Origin of the sequence: Paracoccus aestuarii (assembly GCF_028553885.1) — a bacterium.
Classification (GTDB): Bacteria; Pseudomonadota; Alphaproteobacteria; order Rhodobacterales; family Rhodobacteraceae; genus Paracoccus; species Paracoccus aestuarii.
Window position 1 is genome coordinate 309,692 of sequence record NZ_CP067169.1, and the last position, 26,054, is coordinate 335,745.

General features: G+C 71.5%; 31 protein-coding genes. 22 read left to right on the forward strand and 9 right to left on the reverse strand.

Annotation, left to right across the window (positions count from 1 at the left end):
• The first annotated feature begins 91 nt into the window (after positions 1–91).
• Positions 92–1,117: a LacI family DNA-binding transcriptional regulator gene (locus JHW48_RS01520; protein WP_119885778.1), complete on the forward strand. Its 1,026-nt coding sequence runs from the start codon at positions 92–94 to the stop codon at positions 1,115–1,117.
• On the opposite strand, the gene JHW48_RS01525 is transcribed toward JHW48_RS01520, so the two are convergent.
• Complete coding sequence (locus JHW48_RS01525) at positions 1,083–1,916, reverse strand: molybdopterin guanine dinucleotide synthesis (RefSeq protein WP_119885777.1); 834 nt, start codon at positions 1,914–1,916, stop codon at positions 1,083–1,085. The two genes, JHW48_RS01520 and JHW48_RS01525, sit on opposite strands and share 35 nt — an antisense overlap.
• Entirely contained in the window at positions 1,903–2,493 is a 591-nt protein-coding gene (gene mobA / locus JHW48_RS01530; RefSeq protein WP_240637795.1) for a molybdenum cofactor guanylyltransferase MobA, read from the reverse strand. Before mobA ends, JHW48_RS01525 begins: the two co-directional genes overlap by 14 nt.
• A 132-nt stretch (positions 2,494–2,625) precedes the next feature.
• Here mobA and JHW48_RS01535 point away from each other — a divergent pair, with 132 nt between their 5' ends.
• The 4 genes from JHW48_RS01535 to JHW48_RS01550 all read left to right on the forward strand — a co-directional run bounded on the left by JHW48_RS01535 (position 2,626) and on the right by JHW48_RS01550 (position 5,005).
• A complete protein-coding gene (locus JHW48_RS01535; RefSeq protein ID WP_119887941.1) occupies positions 2,626–3,306 on the forward strand; it encodes a MotA/TolQ/ExbB proton channel family protein in 681 nt (226 codons plus the stop codon).
• 41 nt (positions 3,307–3,347) lie between these two features.
• Entirely contained in the window at positions 3,348–3,695 is a 348-nt protein-coding gene (locus JHW48_RS01540) for an ExbD/TolR family protein (protein WP_119887942.1), read from the forward strand.
• Between the two features lie 3 nt (positions 3,696–3,698).
• Positions 3,699–4,079, forward strand: a complete 381-nt coding sequence (locus JHW48_RS01545; RefSeq protein ID WP_119887940.1) for an ExbD/TolR family protein — start codon at positions 3,699–3,701, stop codon at positions 4,077–4,079.
• 674 nt (positions 4,080–4,753) lie between these two features.
• Positions 4,754–5,005 (forward strand): hypothetical protein, encoded by a 252-nt coding sequence (locus JHW48_RS01550; protein ID WP_272835700.1) that lies wholly within the window; start codon positions 4,754–4,756, stop codon positions 5,003–5,005.
• Between the two features lie 75 nt (positions 5,006–5,080).
• Here JHW48_RS01550 and JHW48_RS01555 read toward each other — a convergent pair whose 3' ends face one another.
• The 4 genes from JHW48_RS01555 to JHW48_RS01570 are packed head-to-tail and all read right to left on the reverse strand — an operon-like array spanning position 5,081 to position 8,677.
• Positions 5,081–5,839, reverse strand: a complete 759-nt coding sequence (locus tag JHW48_RS01555; protein WP_119887338.1) for an iron ABC transporter ATP-binding protein — start codon at positions 5,837–5,839, stop codon at positions 5,081–5,083.
• A complete protein-coding gene (locus JHW48_RS01560) occupies positions 5,836–6,771 on the reverse strand; it encodes an iron chelate uptake ABC transporter family permease subunit (RefSeq protein ID WP_119887340.1) in 936 nt (311 codons plus the stop codon). The genes JHW48_RS01555 and JHW48_RS01560 overlap by 4 nt, the downstream gene beginning before the upstream one ends.
• A 43-nt stretch (positions 6,772–6,814) precedes the next feature.
• Complete coding sequence (locus JHW48_RS01565; protein WP_119887337.1) at positions 6,815–7,768, reverse strand: iron chelate uptake ABC transporter family permease subunit; 954 nt, start codon at positions 7,766–7,768, stop codon at positions 6,815–6,817.
• Positions 7,769–7,771: 3 nt separating this feature from the next.
• Positions 7,772–8,677: a siderophore ABC transporter substrate-binding protein gene (locus JHW48_RS01570; RefSeq protein WP_119887336.1), complete on the reverse strand. Its 906-nt coding sequence runs from the start codon at positions 8,675–8,677 to the stop codon at positions 7,772–7,774.
• A 175-nt stretch (positions 8,678–8,852) separates the two neighbouring features.
• Here JHW48_RS01570 and JHW48_RS01575 point away from each other — a divergent pair, with 175 nt between their 5' ends.
• The 9 genes from JHW48_RS01575 (at position 8,853) to JHW48_RS01615 (ending at position 14,251) form a co-directional block, all read left to right on the forward strand.
• Positions 8,853–9,137, forward strand: coding sequence for a DUF2218 domain-containing protein (locus tag JHW48_RS01575; RefSeq protein WP_119887335.1), 285 nt, complete (start codon positions 8,853–8,855; stop codon positions 9,135–9,137).
• Positions 9,138–9,277: 140 nt separating this feature from the next.
• Entirely contained in the window at positions 9,278–9,892 is a 615-nt protein-coding gene (locus tag JHW48_RS01580; protein WP_119887334.1) for a ribonuclease D, read from the forward strand.
• A gap of 40 nt (positions 9,893–9,932) precedes the next feature.
• Positions 9,933–10,877, forward strand: a complete 945-nt coding sequence (locus JHW48_RS01585; protein ID WP_240637942.1) for a KpsF/GutQ family sugar-phosphate isomerase — start codon at positions 9,933–9,935, stop codon at positions 10,875–10,877.
• Position 10,878: 1 nt separating this feature from the next.
• Positions 10,879–11,451: a hypothetical protein gene (locus tag JHW48_RS01590; RefSeq protein WP_119887332.1), complete on the forward strand. Its 573-nt coding sequence runs from the start codon at positions 10,879–10,881 to the stop codon at positions 11,449–11,451.
• 22 nt (positions 11,452–11,473) lie between these two features.
• Positions 11,474–11,956: a lipopolysaccharide transport periplasmic protein LptA gene (lptA, locus tag JHW48_RS01595; RefSeq protein WP_119887331.1), complete on the forward strand. Its 483-nt coding sequence runs from the start codon at positions 11,474–11,476 to the stop codon at positions 11,954–11,956.
• Positions 11,956–12,708, forward strand: coding sequence for an LPS export ABC transporter ATP-binding protein (gene lptB, locus JHW48_RS01600; protein WP_119887330.1), 753 nt, complete (start codon positions 11,956–11,958; stop codon positions 12,706–12,708). Before lptA ends, lptB begins: the two co-directional genes overlap by 1 nt.
• Before the next feature lie 157 nt (positions 12,709–12,865).
• Positions 12,866–13,441 (forward strand): ribosome hibernation-promoting factor, HPF/YfiA family, encoded by a 576-nt coding sequence (gene hpf / locus JHW48_RS01605; protein WP_119887329.1) that lies wholly within the window; start codon positions 12,866–12,868, stop codon positions 13,439–13,441.
• 82 nt (positions 13,442–13,523) lie between these two features.
• On the forward strand, positions 13,524–13,988 hold the full coding sequence (locus tag JHW48_RS01610; RefSeq protein ID WP_119887328.1) for a PTS sugar transporter subunit IIA: 465 nt from the start codon (positions 13,524–13,526) through the stop codon (positions 13,986–13,988).
• 77 nt (positions 13,989–14,065) lie between these two features.
• Positions 14,066–14,251 carry a hypothetical protein gene (locus JHW48_RS01615; RefSeq protein WP_119887327.1) on the forward strand — a complete coding sequence of 62 codons (186 nt, stop codon included), beginning with the start codon at positions 14,066–14,068 and terminating at the stop codon, positions 14,249–14,251.
• A gap of 43 nt (positions 14,252–14,294) precedes the next feature.
• Here the strand turns inward: JHW48_RS01615 and JHW48_RS01620 are convergent, their stop codons facing one another.
• A complete protein-coding gene (locus JHW48_RS01620; protein ID WP_419182407.1) occupies positions 14,295–15,161 on the reverse strand; it encodes a branched-chain amino acid aminotransferase in 867 nt (288 codons plus the stop codon).
• Positions 15,162–15,302: 141 nt separating this feature from the next.
• Between JHW48_RS01620 and JHW48_RS01625 the strand changes: the two genes are divergently transcribed.
• The 5 genes from JHW48_RS01625 to JHW48_RS01645 are packed head-to-tail and all read left to right on the forward strand — an operon-like array spanning position 15,303 to position 22,106.
• Positions 15,303–15,836, forward strand: a complete 534-nt coding sequence (locus tag JHW48_RS01625) for a MarR family winged helix-turn-helix transcriptional regulator (protein WP_240637941.1) — start codon at positions 15,303–15,305, stop codon at positions 15,834–15,836.
• A gap of 7 nt (positions 15,837–15,843) precedes the next feature.
• Positions 15,844–16,545, forward strand: coding sequence for a response regulator (locus tag JHW48_RS01630; protein WP_119887325.1), 702 nt, complete (start codon positions 15,844–15,846; stop codon positions 16,543–16,545).
• Positions 16,546–16,549: 4 nt separating this feature from the next.
• Complete coding sequence (locus tag JHW48_RS01635; protein WP_272835703.1) at positions 16,550–17,362, forward strand: uracil-DNA glycosylase; 813 nt, start codon at positions 16,550–16,552, stop codon at positions 17,360–17,362.
• 54 nt (positions 17,363–17,416) lie between these two features.
• Positions 17,417–18,760, forward strand: a complete 1,344-nt coding sequence (locus JHW48_RS01640; RefSeq protein ID WP_119887868.1) for an efflux RND transporter periplasmic adaptor subunit — start codon at positions 17,417–17,419, stop codon at positions 18,758–18,760.
• Positions 18,753–22,106, forward strand: a complete 3,354-nt coding sequence (locus JHW48_RS01645) for an efflux RND transporter permease subunit (protein WP_272835704.1) — start codon at positions 18,753–18,755, stop codon at positions 22,104–22,106. The genes JHW48_RS01640 and JHW48_RS01645 overlap by 8 nt, the downstream gene beginning before the upstream one ends.
• Here JHW48_RS01645 and JHW48_RS01650 read toward each other — a convergent pair.
• The gene (locus JHW48_RS01650) at positions 22,089–22,874 is read right to left on the reverse strand and encodes a protein-disulfide reductase DsbD domain-containing protein (protein WP_272835705.1); all 786 of its coding nucleotides are present in this window, start codon (positions 22,872–22,874) and stop codon (positions 22,089–22,091) included. The genes JHW48_RS01645 and JHW48_RS01650 overlap by 18 nt on opposite strands.
• A 103-nt stretch (positions 22,875–22,977) precedes the next feature.
• On the opposite strand from JHW48_RS01650, the gene JHW48_RS01655 reads away from it, so the two are divergent.
• Positions 22,978–23,577: a YqgE/AlgH family protein gene (locus JHW48_RS01655; RefSeq protein ID WP_119887072.1), complete on the forward strand. Its 600-nt coding sequence runs from the start codon at positions 22,978–22,980 to the stop codon at positions 23,575–23,577.
• 61 nt (positions 23,578–23,638) lie between these two features.
• Here the strand turns inward: JHW48_RS01655 and map are convergent, their stop codons facing one another.
• Positions 23,639–24,436, reverse strand: a complete 798-nt coding sequence (gene map / locus JHW48_RS01660) for a type I methionyl aminopeptidase (protein WP_119887073.1) — start codon at positions 24,434–24,436, stop codon at positions 23,639–23,641.
• Between the two features lie 102 nt (positions 24,437–24,538).
• Here map and JHW48_RS01665 point away from each other — a divergent pair, with 102 nt between their 5' ends.
• Both JHW48_RS01665 and JHW48_RS01670 read left to right on the forward strand, forming a co-directional pair.
• Positions 24,539–25,279, forward strand: a complete 741-nt coding sequence (locus tag JHW48_RS01665) for a competence/damage-inducible protein A (protein WP_119887074.1) — start codon at positions 24,539–24,541, stop codon at positions 25,277–25,279.
• A complete protein-coding gene (locus JHW48_RS01670; protein WP_119887075.1) occupies positions 25,276–25,995 on the forward strand; it encodes a GNAT family N-acetyltransferase in 720 nt (239 codons plus the stop codon). The genes JHW48_RS01665 and JHW48_RS01670 overlap by 4 nt, the downstream gene beginning before the upstream one ends.
• Positions 25,996–26,054: the final 59 nt, after the last annotated feature.

The window sequence follows — 26,054 nt, forward strand, 5'->3', positions numbered from 1 at the left end:
CGCGGCGGGGCGCGTCGTTCCTGCGGGCGAACTTGCCTCGGGGCGGGATTCTGGGGCAAGGTCTGCACCCGGTGGCAGGGGCGGGGCGGGGATGAAGCTGAAGGATTTTGCAAAGCTGGTGGGCATGTCGCCCACGACCGTCAGCCGCGCGCTGAACGGCCATTCCGAGGTGAACGAGGCCACCCGCGCCCGCCTGGTCGCCGCCGCCCGCCAGCACGGATACCAGCCCAACGCCCATGCCCGCACCCTGGCCATGGGCCATCCCGACACGATCGGCTGCGTCATCCCCATCGGCGGCCAGAACGAGATCGTGAACCCGATCTATGCCGATTTCCTGGCCGGGGTGGGCGAGGAATGCGCCCGCCGCCGGTTCGAGATCAACCTGACCGTGGTCCCCCATGACGACCAGCCCGCCGCCTATCGGGCGCTGGCCTCCAAGGGGCTGATCGGGGGCGTGATCGTCCAGTTCCCGCGCCATGACGACCCGCGCCCGGCGCTCTTGGACCGGATCGGGCTGCCCTATGTGGTGCATGGGCGGGTGACGGGACATCAGGGCCCCTATAGCTGGGTCGACGTGAACAACCAGCGCGCCTTTCACCGCGCCGCCCAGTTCCTGATCCAGCTGGGCCATCGCCGCATCGCCATCCTGAACGGGGACGAGACGCTGGATTTCGCCCGCCGCCGCCGCGACGGATACCTGGCCGCCCTGCGCGAGGCCGGGCTGAGCCCCGACCCCGCGCTGATGTCCAGCGCCGAGATGACCGTGGCCCAAGGCTATGGCGGGGCGCGGCGGATGCTGGGGCTGGCGGAGCGGCCGACGGCGATCCTTTGTGCGGCGACGATGGTGGCGACCGGCGTGCGCCAGGCCGCCGAGGAGATGGGCCTGCGCATCGGCCGGGACCTGTCGGTGCTGACCTTCGACGACGACCTGTCCTATTACGCCAATCGCGATGCGGTGCCGGTCTTCAGCGCCATGCGATCGCCCGTGCGGCGGGCGGGGGAACGGGCGGCGGCACTGCTGATCGACGCCATCACCGGGCGCCGTACCGAACCCGTGCAGGAGCTGCTGGAGGCCGAGCTGGTCATCGGCCAGTCCACCGCGCCTCCGCCCGGATGACGTCCGGATCGCCCAGGATCTGGCCCTCGGACGGGGGCAGGGCCGGGTCGGGGCGCAGCATCCCCGCCAGCGCGTCGCGGGCATCCAGCCGGGCCAGTACGCGCGCCAGCTCGGTCACCTGCATCGCGTCCAGGCAGGGATGGCCCGGCCGGTCGCGCAGGGTGATCCCCATCATCGAGGGATAGACCTCGGCCAGCACCACCCGGGCATCGCGGATCGGCTGGAACGGCCAGACGGCGATGACGGGATCCGCGCGCAACCGGTTCAGCCAGGGGATGGCGGTCAGGCTCTGGGCGCCGACGGCGCCTGCGCCGGCCGTCTGAAAGGGGGATTTGGGCCGCGCACCCGGCATGGGCCGGTCCGTGGCGCGCAGCGGCGGCAGCGGCGGGTCCGGGGGCCGCCTGCGCGGCAGGTCCGGCGTGGGCAGCCGCCGCACGTCCCCCCAGAAGGCCGGGCGGCCCAGGATGCGGTTCATCAGCGCCGCCTGGTCGCGCCAGGTGCTGGCATTGCGGTCGTCGTCGCGATGCCGCGCCGCCAGCCAGTCCCACAGCGCCAGCGCCGAGCCCTGCCCCGTCACCGCCTGGACCAGCCCGTCGGGATGGCCAAAGGCCACGTCCACCCCGATCAGCAGCCGCCCGCCCCCCGCGACGGCCCGCCGGATCAGCGCAAAGGCCTCGGCCCGGGTGGCGGGGTTGTCGCGCGCGCCCGTGGCATCGCCCAGCCACAGGGAATCGCGCCCGCGCTTGGGGCGGCCCGATGCCGACCAGTCGACGATCAGGATGCGGTCAAAGACCGGCAAGCCGCGCCTCGGCCCGGGCCAGGTCCTCGGGGGTGTTTATATTGGCGAAGGGATCGCCCGCCCACAGGACCAGCCCCGCCTGATGGGCCTGGGTGAAATCGCGCATCCGCCGCCGATCCGCGGCCAGGGCGCGGGCCAGCGCCGGGCGCAGCGCCACGGGCCACAGCCCGAAGGTCGGGTGATCGCGCGGCGGCCCGCCCTGTTGGGGCCCCGCGCTGGCGGCGATGGCCAGCCCCTGCGGCCCCCGCCCCGCCGCCAGCCGCGCGGCCAGATCGGCGGGGGGGCAAGGCGAATCGCCCGCCACCGTCAGCACGTGATCCGCGCCGATCGACGCGGCCCAATCCATCGCCGCCAGCACGCCCGCCAAGGGGCCGGGCCGGTCGGGCAGGCTGTCGGCCAGGACCGGCAGGCGGAATTCCGCGAACCGGGCCGGATCGCCATTCGCGTTCAGCGCCAGCGCCCCCGCCTGCGGACGCAGCCGGTCCAGGATATGCGCCAGCAGCGGCCGCCCGCCCAAGGGCAGCAGCGGCTTGTCGCGCCCCGCCATGCGGGTGGCGCGGCCTCCGGCCAGGATCATCGCGGGGGCGTTCGGGCGTCATCGCGCCATGGTGGGGCAGGGGCGGGGCGGGGGCAAGGGCGGGTAATCTTGACTTCTTTCGTCAGGCTTGCTAGGGCGGCGCAAATCCCGCAGCGACCCGAAGGCCCCGCCATGACCGACACCCTCTCCGCCCTTGCCGGCCTGCCCGTGATCGGGCTGATCCAGGGGGGCGGCTGGACGATGTGGCTGATCGCCGCCCTGGCCGTGATCCTGCTGGCGGTGATCCTGTGGAAGGTCTGGTCGCTGTGGCGCATGGGCCTGTGGGGCGGGCGCCATTCGCGCCGCGCCGTCGATCTGTGGGGCCGCGGCCGCTGGGCCGATGCACTGGCGCAGGTGATGGGGCGCCCCTCGGCCCGGGCGCGGGTGGTGCAGGCCGCGATCGGCACCTCGATGGATGCCCGTTTCGACGAGGCCGCCGCGCGCGAGGAGACCGCCCGCATCGCGCGCCAAGCCCTCTATCGCGCGCGCGAGGGGCTGCGCGCGTTGGAGCTGATCGCCACGATCGCGCCGCTGCTGGGCCTGCTGGGCACGGTGCTGGGCATGATCGCGGCATTCCAGGTGCTGCAGACGGCGGGGAACCAGGCCAATCCCTCGGACCTGGCCGGCGGCATCTGGGAGGCGCTGCTGACCACCGCCGCGGGCATGGCGGTGGCCATCCCGGCGGGCGTCGCCCTGTCCTGGTTCGAGAGCCTGTCGGACCGGCTGCAATCGGATCTGGAGGATCTGGCGACGCGCATCTTCGTCGCCCCCCGCGCGGCGCCCCGCCCGCATCTGGCCGAGGCCGCGGCGTGATCCCGGCCATTGATCTGGGCGCGCCCCGGCGCGCGCGGCGCATGTCGCTGACGCCGATGATCGACGTGGTCTTCCTGCTGCTGATCTTCTTCATGCTGGCCTCGCGCTTCGGGATGGATGCGGTGCTGCCGATCCAGGGTGCGGCGACGGGCGGCGGCGGCGACTGGCAGGGCCCGCCCCGGCTGGTGGACATCGCGCCCGACGGGCTGGCGCTGAACGGCGGCCCCGTTGCGCCCAAGGCGCTGGCCGATGCGGTCGCGGCGCTGATGCCCGATGCGGATGCGCCGGTGATCCTGCGCCCGCGCGACGGCGCCGACCTGCAGCGGCTGGTGGCGGTGATGGACCTGCTGCGGGCGGGCGGGGTCGGCACCCTGATCTTGGTGGAATAGGCCATGCGCATCGACATGCCCCCCCGGCGCCCGCGCGGCGAATCGATCATCCCGATGATCAACGTGGTGTTCCTGCTGCTGATCTTCTTTCTGCTGACGGCCCAGATCGCGCGGCCCGTGCCCTTTCCCCTGACCCCGCCGGAGGGGCAGTCGCCCGTCGCCTCGGACGGGGTCGAGGCGCTGTTCGTCGGCCCCGACGGCAGCCTGGCTTGGGGCGACGCGCGGGGCGAGGCGGTCTGGGACGCCATCGCCGCCCGCCCGGATCCCGGCCCGGTCGAGATCCGCGCCGATGCGGCCCTGCCCGCCGCGGTTCTGGCGGGGCTGCTGGCGCGCCTGCGCGCCGCGACGCCCGCGGGCGCGCGGCTGGTTGTGATCGGGGGCTGAGCTCATGCGTCTGCGCCGCACAGCCGAGATGGCGGGCTTCGTGACCATGGCGGGGGCGCTGATGGTCTCGGCCGCGGGGGTTCTGCTGCCCGAGGGGGTGACGCGCGGCGCGCCGGTGCCGGGCCCCGAGGCGGCCCCCGCCCTGGCTGCCGGCGGCGAGGAGATCCGGGCCATGGTCGAGGCCTGGGACGCCCCGCCCGTCGCCGTCACTGTCGCTGCCCCGGCGATGACGGCCCCCGAGCCCGCCCAGCCCGAGATCTCGCCGCCCGAGATGGCGCCCCCGCCGCCCGAGATGCCGGACCTGAGCCTGCCCGAGCCGATGGCACCCCCGAGGCGGCGCCCGATCTGCCCGCCCCCGTTCCCGAGCCGGAGCCTGCCCCCGAGCCGGAGCCCATGCCGGAACCGGAGGCGGAGCCGGAACCGAGTTTGGCCTTGGCAGCCTCGGCGCGGCCCGAGGCGCGGCCTGCGCGCCGCCAGCCCGAACCTGCGCGTCAGGCCGCGCCGCGGGCCGAGGCACCGAGAGCCGAGGCACCGAGGGCCGAGACGCCGCCTGCCGCGCCTCAGGCGCAGGCCCGGCAGGCGGGTGCGGGCGGCCAGCAGGCGCAGAGCGCCAGCGGCGGCGGCGGGGCCAGCGCGGCGCAGCGCGCCGATGCGCTGCGGCAATGGGGGCGCAGGTGGCCGCCTGCATCCAGCGCCGCGCGCCCGCACCGCGCGGGCTGCGGCAGGGGGACGGGCGGTCCTGGCGCTGGATGTGGCGCAAGGCGGGACGATCCGGGGGTGGGGCTGCGGTCATCCTCGGGGTGGCCGAGATCGACGCGGCGGCGGTGTCGGCGGCGCAGCGCGCCGGGCGCTGTCCCGGCGCGCCCGCCGGGCTGGACGCGGCCAGCTATCAGTTCGACCTGCCGATCACGATCGCCCCCCGCTGAGGCGGGCAGCGCGCGACGCCCCCATCGAAGGGGCGCCGCGCGCCGGGGACTGCGTCCCCGCGGGTCCCGGCCCCATCAGGCGTGGTGCAGGACCAGCGGGCGGTCCAGATGCCGCCCCACCGCCACCGGCGTGTCATAGAGCGCCGAGAGGACCTGTTCGGTCAGCACCCGGTCGGGCGGCCCCTCGGCCAGGATGCGCCCCTGCTTCATGGCGATGACGTGATCGGCCCAAGCGGCGGCATAGTTCACCTCGTGCACGACCATGGCGACGCTGCGGCCTTGGGCATCCACCAGATCGCGCAGCCGGGTCATCAGGGCCCGCGCATGGGCCATGTCGAGGTTGTTCAGAGGCTCGTCCAGCAGCAGCCAGGGCGTGTCCTGGGCGAAGGCCATCGCGATATGGGCGCGCTGCGCCTGACCGCCCGACAGCTCGTCCAGGAAGCGGTGGGCCAGCGGCGTCAGATCGAAGGCGGCCAAGGCGCGGGCGGTGATCGCCCGGTCGCGCGGGCCCGCACGGCCCTTGTGATGCGGCCAGCGCCCGAAGGCCACCAGCTGTTCGACCCGCAGGCGGCTGGCGATGGCGGTCTGCTGGCCCAGGATCGCCATCTGCCGCGCCAGCCGGTCCGTGGGGGTCGCGGCCACGTCCAGCCCGTCCACCGTGATACGGCCACGGCGGATCGGCTCCAACCGGCCGACCAGGCGCAGCAGGGTCGATTTCCCCGCCCCGTTCGGGCCGATCAGCGCGGTCAGCCGCCCTTGGGGCAGGGTCGTGGTGATGTCGTGCAGGATCGGCGCCGTGCCGATCCGGTGGTCCAGCCCCTCGATGCGGATCATCGGATGCGCCCCTTTACCAGCAGATAGAGAAAGAACAGCCCGCCCGCGAATTCCACCACCACCGACAGGGTGGCGGCCTGGCCCAGCTGACGCTCGAAGAGCCATTGCCCCCCGACCAGCAGGATCGCGGCCAGAAGCGCGCTGGCGGGCAGCAGGACGGCATGGCGCGCATCCCGCATCAGACCATGCGCCAGGCCCGACACGATCAGCCCGAAGAAGGCCACCGGCCCCACCAGCGCCGTCGAGACCGAGACCAGCACCGCCACCAAGGCCAGCGCCGCGATCAGCACCCGCGCATGGGGCAGGCCCAAGGACAGCGCCGGATCGCGGCCGAGCGCCAGCACGTCCAGCCGCCGCGACAGCCGCCATGCCAGGACCAGCGCCACGGCGGTCGCCAGGCCCGCATGGGGCAGCAGCGCGGTCTCGACCCGGTTGAAGCTGGCGAAGCTGACGGCCTGGACGACGGCATATTCGTTGGGATCCATCACCCGCCCCAGAAACCCCGAGACGGAGCGGAACATCACCCCCAGGATCACCCCGGTCAGGATCATCCGCGGCACGTCGCGCGCCCCGCGCAGCAAGAGCGTCCCGAACAGGACCGCCGCCAGCGCGGTCATCAGCGCGATCTCGGCGGCGAAGCGGGGGGCGGCGGGCAGGGCCGCCAGCCCCGATCCGCCGATCGAGGCGACCAGCGCCGTCTGCAGCAGCACATAAAGCGCGTCGAAGCCCATGATCGAGGGCGTCAGCACCCGGTTCGCGGCGACGGTCTGGAACAGGATCGTGGCGGTGCCGATGGCGGTGGCCACGATGACCAGCGCGGCCAGCTTGGCGGCCCGCAGCTCCAGCAGGAAGGCGCGATTGCCGGGGCCCAGCCCCTGAACCATCCACAGCCCCGCCAGCGCCGCCAGGATCACCCCCAGCCCCGCCAGCATCGCGCCGGGCCCGCGCAGGGCCGGGTGCCGGGCGGTCAGCACGCTATCCATGGGCCGGTCCCCGATGCAGCAGGACCAGGAACAGCCCCGCCCCCAGGATGCCCAGGATCAGCCCCGCCGGCAGCTCGTAGGGGTGGATGACCAGCCGCCCGATCAGGTCGCAGGCCAGGACCAGCACCGCCCCCGACAGGGCGATGACCGGCAGGCTGCGGCGCAGGTCGTCGCCCATCACGCGGGCGACCATGTTGGGCACGACCAGCCCCACGAAGGGGATCATTCCCACCGTCGTCACCACCATGGCGGTCACCACCGAGGCCACCGCCATGCCGAGCCGCATCACCGATCGCGCCGACAGGCCCAGCCCCGTGGCCACCTGATCGCCCAAGGCCAGGATGGCGAAGCGGTCGGCCGCGAACCATGCCAGCCCCGCCGCCCCGGCGGCCAGCCACAACAGCTCGTAGCGCCCCGAGATCACGCCCGAGAACTCGCCGCTCATCAGCCAGCTGCCGACATATTGCATCAGGTCCGTCTGCCAGCCGATGAAGGTGACCACCGATCCCAGCACGCCCGACAGGACCAGGCCCGCGATGGGGACCAGCATCACCTCGCGCGCGGGCAGGCGGCGGATCAGGGTCAGGAACAGCATGGTCGTGGCCATCGCCGCGACGCTGGCCGCGATCATGCGCAGCCAGATCGGGCTGGCGGGCGCCAGGATGGTGACGGCCAGCAGGCCCAGGGCCGCGCCCTCGGCCGTGCCGGATGTGTCGGGACCGACGAAGCGGTTCCTGACCAGGATCTGGATCAGCGCGCCCGCCACCGACAGCGCCGCCCCGGTCAGGGCCACGGACAGGCTGCGCGGCAGGCGCGATTCCATCAGGACCAGCGCCGCCTGCGGGTCGCGCAGGGCGGCGGTGACGGGGATGCTGGCGGCGCCGATCCCCAGGCTGGCCAGCATCAGGGCCGCCAGGGCGATCGACAGGGCGGGCAGGGGGCGCATGGATCAGGCCGGCGCGTCGCCGGAAAAGGCCGCGATCAGGCGGTCCAGCGTGCCCTCCAGCGCCGAATAGCCGCCGGCCGAGATATAGGTCTGGCCCGGATCCAGCACGACGACCTGATCCTGGCGCCAGGCGGTCGTGCCCGCGACCAGGTCCGATCGCAGCGTCTGCAGCGCGTCGGGGGCGGTCTCGCCGATGGCGGCGGCGCGGTCCACGACGACCAGCCAGTCGGGATCGGCCTGGGCGATGAATTCATGGCTGATCGCTTGGCCGTGATTGGCATTGTCGAGCCCGGGCACGGCCTCCTCCAGCCCGGTCGCGTCGAAGATCCAGCCGAATCGCGACTGCGCGCCATAGGCTGACATGCGCGTGCCGTTGGTCATCACGATCAGCATGTCGCCCTTGCCTTGGGCGGCGTCGCGCAGCCGCTCCAGCCGGTCGTCCAGGGCGGCGTTCAGGGCGCGGGCCTCGTCCTCGCGGCCAAAGAGCGCGCCATAGCCGTCGATGCGCAGCCGCGCATCCGCCAGAAGGTCGGCGCCCAGGGTCATGTCGATGGCCGGGGCCACGTTCGACACCGCGCCCAGCTGGACCGAGGACCGCCCGCCCACGATCACCAGATCGGGGGCCAGCGCGGCCAAGGCCTCCAGATCCGGCTCGAAGAGCGTGCCGACGGGGCGGGCGGACCGGGCGGCCCGGGCCAGTTCGGGGACCTGGATCGGGTCGATCGTGGCGGCGGGCATCACCCCCAAGGCCAGCAGCGTATCCAGCGCCGCCATGTCATAGACGGCGATGGTGGCGGGGTTCGCCTCCACCGTGACCGGGCCTTGGGCGGTGGGGATGGACAGGGGCTGGGCCAGGGCAGGGGTGGCCAGGGTGGTGGCCAGCACCAGCGGCAGAAGCGGTTTCAGCATGGCAGATCCTTTCGATGTCAGGCTCTGCGTGTGGCTGGGGTGATGGCTTCACGCGGCACGGGCTTAGCGCGGCCGGGCGTCGGTGGCAAGAATACCGGGGGCTTTTTGTCGGAAATGGCGTTGACAGGTTTGGCCGCGATTTTGCACAAGACGCAAAACGCCCCGAGGAGGCCCCATGATCCTGACCACCGCCTATGCATCCGAACGCGCCGAGGCGCTGATGGGCACGATGTGCAAGCATTTCGGCCACAAGATCCCCGTCGCCGATCGCGGCGATCACGCGGTTCTTGATTTCGGCACCGGGCTGGCGGTGCTGCGCGCCAGCGACGGCGTGCTGCACATCGCGCTGGAGGCCGACAGCGCGGGCGACGGCGACCGTCTGCGCGAGGTTCTGGAAAGCCACCTACTGCGCTTTGCCCATCGCGAGGATCCCGCCCCCCTGGTCTGGGCGGCCGAGTGAGGCGGCCCCGCCTGACGCGGCTGTGACGGGGGCTTCGGGCGGTTTCCGCTGGATCGGGGCGCGGGTTTCTGGTGGAAGGGGGGCAAATCCCGCGGCCCCGACACCCGGGCCGCCCCAGCCAGCCGGAGGCCGGAACCGTCATGAGTATCCACCTGTATCCCAACGACCTGCCCGAGGATCTGGACCTGGGTCCGGTCGTGGCCATCGACACCGAGACGATGGGTCTCGACCCGCGCCGCGACCGGCTGTGCCTGGTGCAGATCTCGTCGGGGGACGGGGATGCGCATCTGGTCCAGATCGACCGCGGCCAGACCGAGGCCCCGAACCTGACGAAACTGCTGACCGACCCCAAGGTGTTGAAGCTGTTCCATTTCGGCCGCTTCGACATTGCCGCGCTGGAGAATGCCTTCGGCGTCGTCACCTCGCCCGTCTGGTGCACCAAGATCGCGTCCCGGCTGGTGCGGACCTTCACCGACCGGCACGGGCTGAAGGTGCTGCTGAACGAATTGGTCGGCGTCGATGTCAGCAAGCAGCAGCAGACCAGCGATTGGGGCGCGGCGGATCTGTCGGACGCCCAGCTGGAATATGCGGCATCGGATGTGCTGCACCTGCACAAGCTGAAGGAGGCGCTGGAGGAGCGCCTGAAGCGCGAGAACCGGCTTGGTCTGGCGCAGGCCTGCTTTGACTTTCTGCCAGCGCGCGCCCATCTGGACCTGTTGGGCTGGGCGGATGAGGGAGACATCTTCCGCCACTGAGGCGGGACATGGGTATTTGGACAACGGAGAAGGGCGGAGCGTGGCGGATTACATCGAGACGGCGCGGCGGGTAATCGGGGTCGAGGTGGCGGGGCTGGAGGCCCTGTCGGCGGGCCTTGGCGATGAATTCTCGCGCGCGGTCGAGATGATCCTGGCGGTGCGCGGTCGGGTGATCGTGTCGGGCATGGGCAAGTCGGGCCATGTGGGGCGCAAGATCGGGGCGACGCTGGCCTCGACCGGGACGCCCGCGCAATTCGTCCATCCGGCCGAGGCCAGCCATGGCGATCTGGGCATGGTGACCCGCGACGACCTGGCGCTGGTCCTGTCCAACAGCGGCGAGACGCCGGAACTGGCCGACCTGATCGCCCATACGCGGCGCTTTTCCATCCCGCTGATCGGGGTGGCGGCGCGGCCGCAATCGACGCTGATGCGCCAGGCCGATCTGGGGCTGGTCCTGCCCGCAGCCCCCGAGGCCTGCGGCAACGGGATCGTGCCCACGACCTCGACCACCATGACGCTGGCCTTGGGCGATGCGCTGGCCGTCGCGCTGATGGAGCATCGCCGATTTACCCCCGAACATTTCCGCACCTTTCATCCCGGCGGCAAGCTGGGGGCGCTGCTGGCCAAGGTGGGCGACCTGATGCATACCGATCTGCCCTTGGTGGCAGAGCACGCCCCCATGTCCGAGGCGCTGCTGGTCATCAGCCAGAAGGGCTATGGCGTGACCGGCGTCGTCGATGGTGCGGGCGCGCTGGTGGGCATCATCACCGATGGCGACCTGCGGCGCCACATGCAGGGGCTGCTGGATCTGGACGCCGCCGCCGTGATGACCCCCGCGCCGCGCACCATCGCGCCGGGCGCCCTGGCCGAGGCCGCGCTGGCCCAGATGCAGGATCGCAAGATCACCTGCCTGTTCGCGGTCGAGGACGGCATGCCCCGCGGCATCCTGCATATCCATGACTGCCTGCGCGCCGGGCTGGTCTGAGATGAACCGCACCCGCATCGTCCGCTGGCTGCAGGTGGTGCTGCCGCTGCTGGCGCTGGTGCTGCTGTCGACGATGTTCCTGTTCTCGCGCGGGTCGGATGTGGAATCGCGCATCCCCTATGCCGAGGTGGACGCCCAGGCCGCCGCCCGCGACAGCCGCATCCTGGCGCCCGAATATAGCGGCGTGACCGATGACGGCGCGCAGGTGACGCTGCGCGCGGACCGTGCCATGCCGACCCCCGGCGGCGGGCAGGCGGGCGCGCTGCAGCTGGACTGGCTGCGGCCCGACGGGCTGTCGGCCCGGGTCACCGCCCCCGCGGGCGGGGCCGGGGACGGGGTCCTGCGGCTGGAGGGCGGGGTGCGGATGACCACCTCCAGCGGCTGGCGCCTGGACGCCCCCGACCTGGAGGCCGAGACCGCCCGGTCCGAGATCCGCGCCCTGAACGGGGTCGATGCGACCGCGCCCTTCGGGCGGATCACCGCCGGGCGGATGATGCTGGCGCCGTCGGCGCCCGACAGCGATCCGGCGATCTTGAATTTCTCGGACGGCGTGCGTCTGATATACCAGCCTTGAAACCCCCCAAGCGAAGGCCGCCATGACCCTGCGCCCCCTGATCCTTGCCCTGACCCTGGCGCTGCCCGCGCCGGTCCTGGCCCAGAACCTGGCCTTCGGCGGGATGCGGGCCGATCTTTCCGCCCCGGTCGAGGTCTCGGCCGACAATCTGACCGTCGATCAGTCCGACGGCAGCGCGCTGTTCACCGGCAATGTCGTGATCGGCCAGGGCGAGATGCGCCTGAGCGCAGAGGAGGTCACCGTCGATTACGCCACCGGCGGCCAGGACCGCATCAGCCGCATGACCGCGACCGGCGACGTGACGCTGGTATCGGGGCCCGACGCGGCCGAGGCGCAGCAGGCGGTCTATGACGTGGAAGCGGGCACGGTCCTGCTGACCGGCGACGTGCTGCTGACCCAAGGGCGCAACGTGCTGGCCGGGGACCGGGTGACGGTCGATCTGGCCACCGGATCGGCCCGGGTCGAGGGTCGGGTGCGGTCGGTCCTGCAGCCGGGGACGCCCTGATGCGCCGCGCCGCCGCCACGCCGGGCGGCCAGGGGCTGGTCGTCGAGGGGCTGCGCAAGTCCTATCGCAACCGCCCCGTCATCCGCGACGTGTCGGTGCGGCTGCAGCGCGGCGAGGTCGTGGCGCTTCTGGGGCCGAACGGGTCGGGCAAGACGACCTGTTTCTACTGCATCGCGGGGCTGGTCACGCCGGATGCGGGCCGGGTCGCCATCGACGGGCGCGACGTGACGCGCCTGCCGATGTTCCGCCGCGCGCGCATGGGCATCGGCTATCTGCCGCAGGAGATGTCGATCTTTCGCGGCCTGTCAGTCGAACAGAACATCATGGCCGTGCTGGAGGTCGCGCTGGACGATCCGCGCCACAGGCGCGACCGGCTGGAGGAGTTGCTGGCCGATTTCTCGATCACCCATCTGCGCGGCGCATCGGCCCTGGCCCTGTCGGGGGGCGAACGCCGGCGGGCCGAGATCGCGCGCTGCCTGGCGTCCGATCCGTCCTTCCTGCTGTTGGACGAACCCTTCGCGGGCGTCGACCCCATCGCCGTGGGCGAGATCCGCACCTTGGTCCACGCCCTGAAATCGCGCGGCATCGGCGTGCTGATCACCGATCACAACGTGCGCGAGACCTTGGGCATCGTCGATCGCGCCTATATCCTGCATGACGGGCATGTGCTGATGTCGGGTTCGACCGACCAGATCGTGGCCGATCCCCGCGTGCGCGAGGTCTATCTGGGCGAAGGCTTCACCTTGGGCTGAATCGGTCACGGGCCCGTGTGGCCCGTTGACAGATGCCGCGCACTGTCACCAAATCGAGATATGCGGGTGCGCAGATGGCGTCCCGCACATACCCGCCTTCGCCCTTGCCGGCCCCCGGGTCTGCATCGCGGCGGCGGGCAACCGGAGAGGAGTGACGATGCGCTACACCATCAGCGGAAAACACATCGATGTCGGAGATGCGTTGAGCACGCATGTGAAATCCGAAATGGGCGAGACCTTGGAGAAGTATTCCCAACGCCCGACCGATGCGGCGGTGACCTTCTCGAAAGACGCCCACCAGTTCCTGTGCGACGCCACCGTGCATCTGTCCAGCGGCATGACCGTCGCCGCCCGGGGCAGCGCGACCGACATCTATGCCGCCTTCGAGGCCTGCCGCGAAAAGATGGACAAGCAGCTGCGCCGCTACAAGCGCCGTCTCAAGGATCACCACAAGGACCATGCCGAGCCTGTTGTCTTTGGCCAGGCCGACAGCTATGTGCTGGCCCCCGAGGATGATGACGCGGAATCGCAGGGCGGCAGCCTGGAGCCGATCATCATCGCCGAGATGGAAAGCCGCGTGCCCACCCTGTCGGTGGGGGATGCGGTGATGCATATGGAACTGTCCGGCAGCCCGCTGCTGGTGTTCCGCAACGAGAAACATGGCGGCGTCAACGTCGTCCACCGCCGCGACGACGGCAATGTGGGCTGGATCGACCCGCGCGGCAATGGCTGATCGCCGCCGCGTCTGACGCCGGATCGGATGCCGCCCCCGGACGCCTGTCCGGGGGCGCAGAGTTTGGGAAAGACTGGACGCGATGCAACTTGCAGAAATCCTCAGCCCCGGCGCGGTGCGCTCGCTCGGGCAGGTCACGTCGAAGAAGCGGCTGTTCCAGGAACTGGCCGACCTGGCCCATTCGCAATACGGGCTGAACGCATCCGAGGTGCTGGACGCGCTGCAGGAACGCGAGAGCCTGGGCCCGACGGGCGTGGGCCAGGGCGTGGCGCTGCCCCATGCGCGGCTGCACGGGCTGGACAAGGTCGCGGGGCTGTTCCTGCGGCTGGAAAAGCCCCTGGATTTCGACGCGGTGGACCGCCAGCCGGTGGATCTGGTCTTTGCCCTGCTGGCGCCGGAGACCAGCGGCGTTGATCACCTGAAGGCCTTGGCCCTGGTGTCGCGCACGCTGCGCGACCAGGACCTGCGCGCCAAGCTGCGCGCCAATGACGACCCGGTGGCCCTGCATGCCGTGCTGGCCGCGGCGCAAGGCATCAAGGCCGCCTGAGCCTTTGCCGAAACCGGGGGGTTCAAATCGGACCGGATCGGCCCTATCCTTGGCCCCGTGACCAAGGAGGAGCCGACATGACCCGTCATCTTGCCGACCGTCCGCGCCTGCGGGGCCCGTCCCGCATCGGCGCCTTTCTGGACCAGGACCGCAAATCCGCGCCCGGTCCGGCCGTGCTGAAACTGCTGTCCCGCCCCAAGGACCGCGACGGCGCCACCCGCGCCAGCCGCTATCTGGACATCGCGCGGGGCCGCGAGGCGTGACGGCCCGGGGCCGCCGCGCAGGGCGGCCCCGAACCATGGCCCGTCAGGCGCGGACCAGCGCCTCGTAGCTTTCGGCCACGTCGCGGGTGATCTGGCCGACCTGGAAATGCCAGTCGCCGATCTGGCCCACCGGGGTGACCTCGGCCGCGGTGCCGGTCAGCCAGCATTCCTGGAAGGATTCCAGTTCATCCGGCAGGATGCGGCGTTCATGGACGGCATAGCCCTTGTCCTTCAGCATCTGGATGATGGTCTGGCGGGTGATGCCGTTCAGGAAACGGTCGGCCTTGGGGGTGTGGATCTCGCCATCCTTGACGAAGAAGATGTTGGCGCCGGTGGCCTCGGCGACGTAACCCTGCCAATCCATGAACAGCGCGTCGGAACAGCCCTTGGCCTCGGCCGCGTGCTTGGACATGGTGCAGATCATGTAGAGACCGGCGGCCTTGGCGGCGGTGGGGATGGTTTCGGGGCTGGGGCGCTTCCACTTGGCCACGTCCAGCTTCGCGCCCTGCCATTTGGCATCGCCGTAATAGCTGCCCCATTCCCAGGCCGCGACGGCCATGCGCACCGGGTTGCGCGCCGCCGACACGCCCATGTCCGGCCCCGACCCGCGCCATGCGACGACGCGGATATAGGCGTTGGCGAAGCCGTTGGCGCGCAGCACCTCCTCCTTGGCGGCGTCGATCTCCTCGGCGGAATAGGGGATGGGCATGTCCAGCAGCCGGCCCGATTCGATCAGGCGCAGCGAATGTTCGTGGCCCTTGAAGATCTTGCCGTCATAGCAGCGTTCGCCCTCGAAGACCGAGCTGGCGTAATGCAGCGCATGGGTCAGCACATGCACCTTGGCGTCGCGCCAGTCCACAAGCTCTCCATCCATCCAGATCTTGCCGTCGCGGTCGTCGTAAGCCAGCATCATATGTCTCCATCGCCCGCCCGGTTGTTCGTTTCTTGCGTCTGTCGGGGCGGAACAGGGCGGTTTGTTACGCAAGATGCTTGACGGCTAGCAATCACGCCCTAGAAAGTCAACAACGCTGCCATATCGGGGAGACGGGCCATGTCGGGGATCGCAATGCAGGAAAAGGCGCGGATGCAGGCCATGGTGGGCGAGGATCTGCTGTTCCTGACCGACGACCAGCTGCGCCGCGGGATCGAGGCGATGTTCTTCGCCTATCGCGCCTTCACCGCCGATCCCGACATGATCCTGGCCGATCTGGATTACGGGCGCGCCCATCACCGGGCGCTGCATTTCATCAACCGCGATCCGGGCCTGACGGTGACCTCGCTGCTGGCGGTGCTGGGGGTGACCAAGCAATCGCTGAACCGGGTGCTGCGCACGCTGATCGATGACGGGCTGGTGGACAGCCGCATCGGCAGGCGCGACCGGCGCGAACGCCAGCTGCACCTGACCCCCAAGGGCACCGCGCTGGAGCGCCGCCTGTCGGAATCGCAGCGCGCGCGGATGCGGGCGGCCTATCGCGCGGCGGGGCCGCAGGCCGTCAGCGGTTTCCGGCAGGTGCTGGAAGCGATGATGGACCCCGAGACCCGCGCACAGTATCAGGCCCTGAAGGATCTGCCCGAGGACCGCTGAGGCCGCCATGACCGCACCCGATTGTCACCTGCTGGTCGTCGATGACGACGAACGCATCCGCGCCCTTCTGGGGCGGTTTCTGCGCAAGAACGGCTATATGGTGACGATGGCGCGCGACGCGGCGCAGGCGCGGCGGCTGCTGGCGGGGCTGGAATTCGATCTGATCGTGCTGGACGTGATGATGCCGGGCGAGGACGGGCTGGCCCTGACCCGCGCCCTGCGCGAGCGTCTGGACACGCCCATCCTGCTGCTGACGGCCAAGGGCGAGACCGAGGACCGCATCAACGGGCTGGAAAGCGGCGCCGACGATTACCTGCCCAAGCCCTTCGAGCCGCGCGAGCTGTTGCTGCGGATCGGCGCGATCCTGCGCCGGGTGCCCGTGGCCGAGGTGGCGCCCCCCAAATTCCTGTCGCTCGGGGCGCTGCGATACGACACGGACAAGGGCGAATTGTGGAACGGCGACGCGCCCTTGCGCCTGACCGGCACGGAAACCGCGCTGCTGCGCCGCCTGGCCGCCAGCCGCGGCCAGCCCGTCAGCCGGTCCGAGCTGATCGAGGATCTGGGCCGCGGCGGCGACGAGGCCGAGGGCGGCGAACGCGCCATCGACGTCCAGATCACCCGCCTGCGCCGCAAGATCGAGCCCGACCCGCGCGAGCCGCGCTTTCTGCAGACGGTGCGCGGCACCGGCTATATGCTGGTCGTGGATTAGGGGCATGGAGGCGCCGCGCTATCAGGGATTCGAGCTGGATGCCGAGACGGCGCTAGCGCTCTTGGACTGGCAGATCGAGATGGGCGCGGACCTGCCGGTGCTGGACGCCCCCCTGGACCGGTTCGAGCTGCCCGCGCGCAGCCCCGCCGCGGCGCCCGCCCCGGAACCCGCCCCCGCGCTGGCCTTGGGCGCCGAGGGCGACCTGGCCGCCCGCCTGGCCGAGGCCGAGGGGCTGGCCGCCGCCGCCGCCAGCCTGGCCGACCTGGCCGCTGCGCAGGAGGGTTTCGACGGGCTGGACCTGAAGAAGGGCGCGCGGAATTTCTGCTTCGCCGATGGCGATCCCCGCGCCCGCATCCTGATCCTGGGCGAGGCGCCCGGCGACGAGGAGGACCGCCAGGGCCGCCCCTTTGTCGGCCGCGCGGGCCAGATGCTGGACCGCATGTTCGGCGCGATCGGGCTGGCGCGGGATGCGGTGGATGCGGAACGCGGGCTCTATATCACCAATGTCCTGCCGTGGCGCCCGCCCGGCAATCGCGACCCCGAGCCCGATGAAATTGCCGTGAGCCTGCCCTTTCTGCGCCGCCATGTCGAGCTGGCCGATCCGCAGATCATCGTGCTGATGGGCAACATCGCCTGCCAGGCCGCGATCGAGCGGCGCGGCATCCTGCGCCTGCGCGGCCAATGGGTGCAGGCCTTCGGCCGTCCGGCCATCCCCATGACCCACCCCGCCTATCTGCTGCGCAACCCGCCCGCCAAGCGCGATGCCTGGGCGGACCTTCTGTCGCTGGCCGACCGGCTGGAATCGCTTTCCGTTTAGGTTCCGTTTCCCCATCATGGTCTAAGCCGGCCATCCCAAGATGGACCTGATGCCATGCGCTTTCTGACCCGCAGCCTGCTGGGGCTGTTCCTGACCTTCCTGACATTGGCCCTGCTGTTTCTGGCGGGGTTCCAGCTCGTCCAGGCGATGCAGGGGCGCGGCGAGGGCGCGGGCCGCGCCCGGCCCGCGGGCGAACAGGTCTATGCCGCGCGGCTGGTCGCGGTCCAGGCCGACGTGATCCGGCCCGAATTGCAGGTCTTCGGCCAGGTCCGGTCGCGGCGCGAATTGCAGCTGCGGGCGGGCGCGGCCGGGCGGATCGTCCAGCTGGACCCCGCCCTGCAGGAGGGCGGCACCGTCGTCGCGGGCCAGCTGCTGGCACGGATCGACCCGGCGGCGGCCCAGGCCGCGCTGGACAGCCGCCAGGCCGAACGCGACGATGCCCAAGGCACGCTGCGCGATGCGGTGCGGCGGGTGGACATCGCCGATCAGGACGTGGCCGCCGCCGAACGCCAGGCCCAGCTGCGCGAGGCCGCGCTGGACCGCCAGAACCAGCTGGGCGACCGGGGCCTGGGCACCACGCTGGACCGCGAGACGGCCGAGCTGGCCGCTTCATCGGCCCAGCAGACCCTGATCGCCAGCCGCGCCGCCCGCGCGGATGCCGAAAGCGCCGTCACCGCCGCCGAGAACGCCCTGCGCCGGGCCGAGATCGCCCTGGCCGAGGCCCGCCGCGCCCTGACCGATACCGAGATTCGCGCGGGCTTCGACGGCCGCGTCACCGGCGTCACCGTGGTCGAGGGCGCGCTGGTCGGCGTGAACGAACAACTGGCCACCATCGTCGATCCCGCCGCGCTGGAGGTCCAGATCCCCCTGTCGCTGGACCAGTTCGCGCGCCTGCTGGACGATGCGGGCGCGCTGATCGCCCAGGATATCCGGGTGATGCTGCCCGGCGCGGGCGGGGTGATGCAGGTCGGCGCCCGGCTGGACCGGGCCGCCGCATCGGTGGCCGAAGGGGGCGCGGGCCGTGTCGTCTATGGCGCGATCACCGATGGCGGCGCGCTGCTGCGCCCGGGCGATTTCGTCAGCCTGGCCATTCCCGAACCGCCGTTGGAGGGGGTGGCGATGCTGCCCGCGACGGCGGTGGGATCGGACGGCACCGTGCTGGCCGCCGATGCCGAGGGCCGCCTGACCGCGCTGCCCGCGCAGGTGCTGCGCCGTCAGGGCGATCAGGTGATCATCCGCGTCTCCGACGCACTGGACGGCGCGCGGATCGTGGCCGAACGCGCGCCCCAGCTGGGCACCGGCATCCGCATCCGCGAGATCGGCCAGGACGAGGCCGCGACCGGCACCGCCCCGCGGGCCGAGACGGTCGCCGCGCCTGCGGGCCCCGATCATGGCTGATCGGCGGGGGATCCTGTCGCTTTTCGTGCGGCATGCGACGCTGGCCAATCTGGTGCTGGCGGTGATGGTGGTGGCGGGGCTTTACGCCGCGCCGCGGCTGCGCGCCCAGTTCTTTCCCGACACGGTGATCCAGCAGATCCAGGTCTCGGTCCGGTGGGACGGGGCGGGGGCGGATGACGTGGACCGCTCGGTCGTGGCGGTGCTGGAACCCGCGCTGATGGGGGTCGAGGGGGTGGCCCTGACCTCCAGCCAGGCCAGCCAGGGATCGGCGCGCATCACCTTGGAATTCGAGCCGGGCTGGGACATGTCCCGCGCCGTGGGCGAGGTCGAGACCGCCGTCGCGGGCGCGGGCAACCTGCCCGACGGGGCCGAGACGCCCGAGGTCAGCCGCCGCGCCTGGCGCGACCAGGTGGCCGATGTGGTGATCGCGGGGCCGGTGGGCCTGGACCAGCTGGGGCGGATCGCGGATGATCTGACCAACAGGCTTTACGCCCGCGGCGTCACGCGGCTGTCGGTGGCGGGCATGGCCGCCCCTGAGACGCTGGTGGAGCTGGGCATGGCCGATATGGTGCGCCATGACGTGACGCTGGACCAGATCGCACAGGTCATCGCGGCGGCCTCGGCCCCGATCCCGGCGGGGGACGTGGCCTCCGGCACCTCGCGCGTGCGGACCGGCGGCCAGGCCCGCAGCCCGGCCGAGATCGGCGCGCTGGTCCTGCGCGCCCAGCCCGATGGCAGCCTGCTGACCCTGTCAGACGTGGCGCGGATCAGCGATACAGGCATCGACCGGGGCGTGGCCTATTTCAGCGGCACCGACCCGGCGCTGGTGATATCCGTCCAGCGCAGCGCCTCGGGCGATGCGATCGGCCTGCAGCGCGAGGTCGAGGAGGCGGTGGCCCAGATGACGCCCTCGCTGCCGCAGGGGGTCACGGCGGAACTGGTGCGCACGCGGGCCGAACAGATCTCGGCCCGGCTGGCGCTGCTTCTGGACAATGCGATCCTGGGGCTGGCGCTGGTGGTGGGGCTGCTGTTCCTGTTCCTGAACGCGCGCACGGCGATCTGGGTCGCGGCGGGGATCCCGGCGGCGCTGCTGGCGGCGGTGGCGCTGATGTATGCGGCGGGGATGACGCTGAACATGATCTCGCTGTTCGCGCTGATCCTGACCTTGGGGATCATCGTCGACGACGCGATCGTGGTGGGCGAACACGCCGATTTCCGCGCCCGCAAGCTGGGCGAGCCCCCCAAGGTCGCCGCCGAGCGCGCCGCCGCCCGCATGGCATCCCCGGTCATCGCATCGACCCTGACCACGATCATCGCCTTCGGCGGGCTGGTCCTGATCGGCGGGCGCTTCGGCACGATGGTGGCCGACATCCCGCTGACGGTGATCCTGGTGCTGGCGGCCTCGCTGGTGGAATGTTTCCTGATCCTGCCCAATCACATGGCCCATGCCTTGGCGCATCGGGCGCGGGATGCCTGGTATGACCGGCCCTCGATCGTGGTGAACCGGATGCTGGACCGCTTCGTGGCGCGCGTGCTGCGGCCGCTGACGCGGCTGGTGCTGGTCGCGCGCTATCCGGTGCTGGCGCTGCTGATGGTGGCGTTTTCATGGGCCTCGGTCCAGCTGATGACGGGGGCGGTGCCGTGGCGGTTCTTCGACGCGCCCGAACAGGGCAGCGTGACCGGCAATGTCGCCATGCTGGAGGGTGCGGACCGCGCGGATACGCTGCGCGTTATGGGGCTGGTCCAGGACGCCGTGGCGGGCGTCGCCGCGCGATACCAGGACGAATACGGCATCAACCCGGTGACCCATGTCCTGGCCCAGGTCGGCGGCAATGCCGGGCGCCCCCTGCCGGGGGCCGAGACCAAGGATGCCGACCTGCTGGGCGCCATCCAGATCGAGCTGATCGACCCGGATTTCCGCCCCTATTCCAGCTTTGAATTCGTGTCGGCCCTGCAGGAGGCGATGCCCGCCGATCCGCGGCTGGAGACGGTCAGCTTTCGTGGGGGGCGGTCGGGGCCGGGGGGCGATGCGATCTCGGTCCGGATGTCGGGGGCGGGGGCGCAGCAGCTGAAGGCCGCCGCCGAGGCGCTGAAGGCCCGGCTGGCCGAGGCGCCCGAGGTCTCGGCGCTGGAGGACAGCCTGGATTACGACAAGGACGAACAGGCCCTGCGCCTGACGCCCCAAGGCGAGGCCCTGGGCTTCACCACCGACGCGCTGGCCCGCGACCTGCGCCAGCGGTTGGGCGGGATCGAGGCCGCGACCTGGCCCGAAGGCCCCCGCACCGGCGCCGTCACCGTCCGCCTGGACGAGGATGACCGCCGCGACGATTTCCTGGACCGGATGCTGATGCGCAGCCCGTCCGGCACCTGGGTGCCCTTGGCCGATATCGTGACCGTGTCGTCCGAGGCCGGGTTCTCGGTCGTGCGGCGCGAGAACGGCGAGCGGGTGATCACGGTCACCGGCGACATATCGGGCGATGATCCGGCGCGGGCGGCGGCGATCACCGCCGATCTGCAGACCCGCCTGCTGCCCCAGATCGCCGCCGAATTCGGCATCACCTATGAGGAGACGGGCCTCGCCCAGCAGGAACGCGAATTCCTGGGCGAGGCGCTGACGGGCTTCGCGCTGGCCCTGACCGGGATCTACATGGTGCTGGCCTGGATCTTCGCCAGCTGGTCGCGGCCCTTGGTGGTGATGTCGGTCATCCCCTTCGGCATCATCGGGGCGGTCTGGGGCCATGCGGCCTGGGGCCTGCCGATGAGCCTGTTTTCCGTCGTCGGCCTGATCGGCATGTCGGGGATCATCATCAACGATTCCATCGTGCTGATCTCGACCGTGGATGATTATGCCCGCACGCGCGGGCTGCGCCCGGCGATCATGGATGCGGTGGCCGACCGGTTCCGGCCGGTGCTGCTGACCACGGCGACGACGGTGCTGGGGCTGACGCCGCTGCTCTATGAACGGTCGTCGCAGGCGCTGTTCCTGATGCCGACGGTGGTGACGCTGGCCTTCGGGCTGGCCTTCGGGATGGTGCTGGTGCTGATCGTGGTGCCCGCCGTGCTGGCGGTGGGGTCGGATCTGGGCCGGGCGCGCCGGGCCTTTCGCCGCAGCCTGCGCAAGGGGCGCATCCGTCGTCCGATGCAGGGGGTGGCCTTGGCCGCGGGGGTGGCGATGCTGGTCGTGATGGGGCCGGTGACGCTGGCCCCGGCGATGGGGCTGGCGCTGCCCGCATGGCTGCCGGTGGCGGCATCGGCGGGGGCGGCGCTGGCGGTCTTCGCCGCCCTGCTGGCGGCGATCCTGGTCGTGGCGGGGCTGATCCTGGGACGTTCAGTCCGCGCAGCCTGACTGTTCCGTGGCCCCGTCCTCGGCGATCACCGTCAGCCGCAGGGCCTGCGGGTCCAGATCGAAGGGGCCGCCTTCGGGGCCAACCATGTCCACCCGGGCCACCGGACCGTCCGGGCCGGGATGGATCTCCGCGCCCGAGACCCAGATCTCGGGGCGGTCGTCCAGCTCGATCGCGGCCAGCGTCACCTGGGGGACGGGCAGGGTCATGGTGACCTGCATCCCGTCGGCGATGGGGGCGATGGTGCAGGCGGGCCCATCCTCCAGCCGCTGCGGCTCCAAGGCCAGGGCCTCCAGGATGGCGGGGTCGGGCTGCGGGGCCGGGGGCGGGGCGACGAGGTCCAGATGGGCGGGCACGCAGATGGATTCGCACAGCCCCAGGCTGACCTGCAGCGCCAGGTCGATGGGCTGGTCGGGATCGGCGGGCAGGGCGGTGAAGGGCAGGACCAGGCGGTCGTGATAGCCCATCTCCAGCACCGCGCCGGACCGGATCGCCTGCGGGGCGGGCCAGTGCAGCCGGGCGTGATCCAGGTTCGCCGACCCCTCCCACGCGAAATGCGGCGGCAGGCCGGTATCGCCGGGGCTGCGCCAATAGGTCTTCCAGCCGGGCTCCAGCACCAGCTCCAGCGCGGCGATGCGCCCGCCGTCATCACCGGTCCAGCCCGGCAGCAGCCGCGCCGAGGCCAGCCCCGGCGGCAGATCGGCCAGCGCGGGCAAGGGCAGGATCAGGGCGGCGATCAGGGGCGCGGAGAGGCGGTTCGGATGGGTCATGGCCCAGCCATAGCGGGGGGCGCCGCCGGGGGGGAAGTCACAAATCCGCGCAAGGCTTGCAACATGGCCCCCGGCACACGATCTTTTCAGAAAAGGAGCGACGATGACACCCACCCCGCAGACCGGACTGGACGGCCCCCCGCAGAACCTGACCGGCAAGATCCTGATCGCCATGCCCGGCATGGCCGACCCCCGGTTCGAGCGGTCGGTCGTGCTGGTCTGCGCCCATTCCGACGAGGGGGCGATGGGCCTGGTGCTGAACCGGCCCCTGCCCGAGATCGGCTTTGACGAGCTGCTGGACCAGCTGGGCATCGAGGCGGCGGATGACGCGCGCCGGATCGAGGTGCGCTTCGGCGGCCCGGTCGAGCCGGGGCGCGGATTTGTGCTGCACCGCGTCGCCGCCCATGGCGAGGACCCGGAGGGGCGGCTGCGCATCGGCCAGGCCCTGGCGATGACCACGACCCGCGACATCCTGATGGAGCTGGCCCAGGGGCAGGGGCCCGACCCGGCGGTGCTGGCCCTGGGCTATGCCGGATGGGGGCCGGGCCAGCTGGAGGGCGAGATGCTGGCCAATGGCTGGCTGACGGGCGAGGGCGCGGATGAGCTGATCTTCGATGCCAGCCATGACGACAAGTGGCAGCGCGCGCTGCGCATTCAAGGGATCGACCCGTCCCTGCTGTCGGGCGAGGCCGGCCACGCCTGAATTGCGTCCCGCGACGGCCGGGGGGTTCCCACCCCCCGGCCCCCCCGGGCGCCGGTCCCTGTCAGGACAGGTCGGGGAAGAACCGGTCCGAGGGGGTGAAGATCTCGCATCCGTCGGCGGTCACGCCGATCGAATGTTCGAACTGGGCCGACAGCGACTTGTCCCGCGTCACCGCCGTCCAGTCATCGGCCAGGACCTTGGTTTCCGGGCGGCCGAGGTTGATCATCGGCTCGATGGTGAAGAACATGCCCTCCTCCAGCACGGCGCCCTTTCCGGGGCGGCCGAAATGCAGGACGTTCGGCGGCGCGTGGAACACCCGCCCGATGCCGTGGCCGCAGAAGTCGCGCACCACCGACATGCGCCGATCCTCGGCATAGGTCTGGATCGCGGCGCCGATATCGCCGAAGGTCGCGCCGGGGCGCACGGCCTCGATCCCCTTCATCAGCGCGTCATGGGTCACCTGCAGCAGGCGCTGCGCCTTGAGCGGCGCGCGGCCCGCGACATACATGCGGCTGGTATCGCCGAACCAACCATCCACGATCACCGTCACGTCAATGTTCAGGATGTCGCCATCCTTCAGCACCTTGTCGCCCGGGATGCCGTGGCAGACCACGTGGTTGACGCTGATGCAGCTGGCATGCTGATATCCGCGATAGCCGATCGTGGCCGAGGTCGCGCCCAGTTCGGCCACCCGGTCGCGGATGAAATCGTCCAGCGCGCCGGTCGTGACGCCGGGCGCGACCATCGGTCCCACCTCGTCCAGGATCCGCGCCGCCACGGCCCCGGCCGCTCGCATTCCGGCGAAATCGCCCGGCATGTGCAGGCGGATGCCCTCTTTCGTGATACGGCCTTCGTCCATCGCTGATCCTTTCTGTCTGCCGCCCTAGATAGAGGCGCGCGCCCACTTGTTCCAGCCCCGCCGGCGGGCATAGATGAGGCGCCACACCCAAGGGAGAGCCCCATGCAGTCCGACAACCCCACAGCCGCCATCCTGGTCATCGGCGACGAGATCCTGTCGGGCCGCACCCGCGAGGGAAACGCCCATCACCTGGCCCAGGTGCTGACCGCCACCGGCATCGACCTGCGCGAGATCCGCGTCGTCTCGGACGATCACGACCATATCGTGGGGGCGATCCGGGCGCTGGACGGGACCTTGGGGGGCAGCTGCGATCTGCTGTTCACCTCGGGCGGGATCGGGCCCACCCATGACGACATCACCGCCGATGCCGTGGCCGCAGCCCATGGCACCACGGTCGAGGTCCACGCCACCGCCCGCGCCCTGCTGGCCGACCGCTGCGACCGCATGGGGGTCGAACTGAACGAGAACCGCCTGCGCATGGCCCGCATCCCCGTGGGTGCCACGCTGATCGACAATGCCGTCTCGGCCGCGCCCGGCTTTTCCATTGGCGCGACCCATGTGATGGCGGGCGTCCCCGAGGTCTTCCGCGCCATGGTCGCCTGGCTGATCCCGCAGCTGCCCGTGGGCCGCCCGGTCCGGTCGCTGACCGTCGAGGTGCGCCGCGGCGAAAGCGAGGTGGCCGAGGATCTGAAGGCCATCGCCGCCGATTATGCCGACCTGTCGCTTGGATCCTATCCCTTCCGCGACGATACGGGCTGGGGCACGAACCTGGTCGTGCGGGGCCTTGATGCCGCCCGCGTCGATCAGGCCATGGCCGCGCTGCGCACGCGCATCGGGCTGTGAGGCCCGACCCCGCCCTGGCCGCGGCCTTCGAGGCGACCTGGCCCGCATCGCAGACCATCCGCTGCGGCGGCTTCTTGGTCGGGCGCGGCGCGGGGGCGGGCGAGCGTGTCAGCTCGGCCGTGGCGGTCGGGCCGTGGACGGATGCCGATATCGACGCCGCCTGCGCGCAGCATGCCGCATGGGGCCAGCCGCCGCTGTTCCGGGTCTGGGGCGACGATGCCGCGCTGATCGGCGCCCTTCGCGCCCGCGGCATGCGCGCCCATACCCCCACCATGGTCATGGAGGCGCCGATGGAGGCGCTGACCGACCGCGCCCTGCCGCCCGTCACCGCTTTCGCCATCTGGCCGCCCTTGGCGATCCAGCGCCAGATCTGGGCCGCGGGCGGCATCACCCCCGCCCGTCAGGTCGTGTTCGACAGCGCGCCCCACCCCAAGGCCGCGCTGCTGGGCCGCATCCGCGACCGGGCCGCCGGGGCGGGCTTCGTGGCCATCCACGGCCCCGTCGCGATGATCCATGCCGTCGAGGTCCTGCCCGCCTATCGCCGCCAAGGCCTGGCCGGCTGGATGATGCGCCAGGCCGCCTTCTGGGCCCGCGATCACGGCGCCACGCGCATCGCCCTGGCCGTGGCCGAGGCGAACGGCCCCGCGCAGGCCGTCTATGCGGGCCTGGGCTTCACCGCGGCAGGCCGCTACGCCTATCACGCCCCCGACGCCTGAAGGGACAGGGCGACCGCGCCCGGACCGCAGGTCCGGGCGCCACCGACGGCCGCGACCCC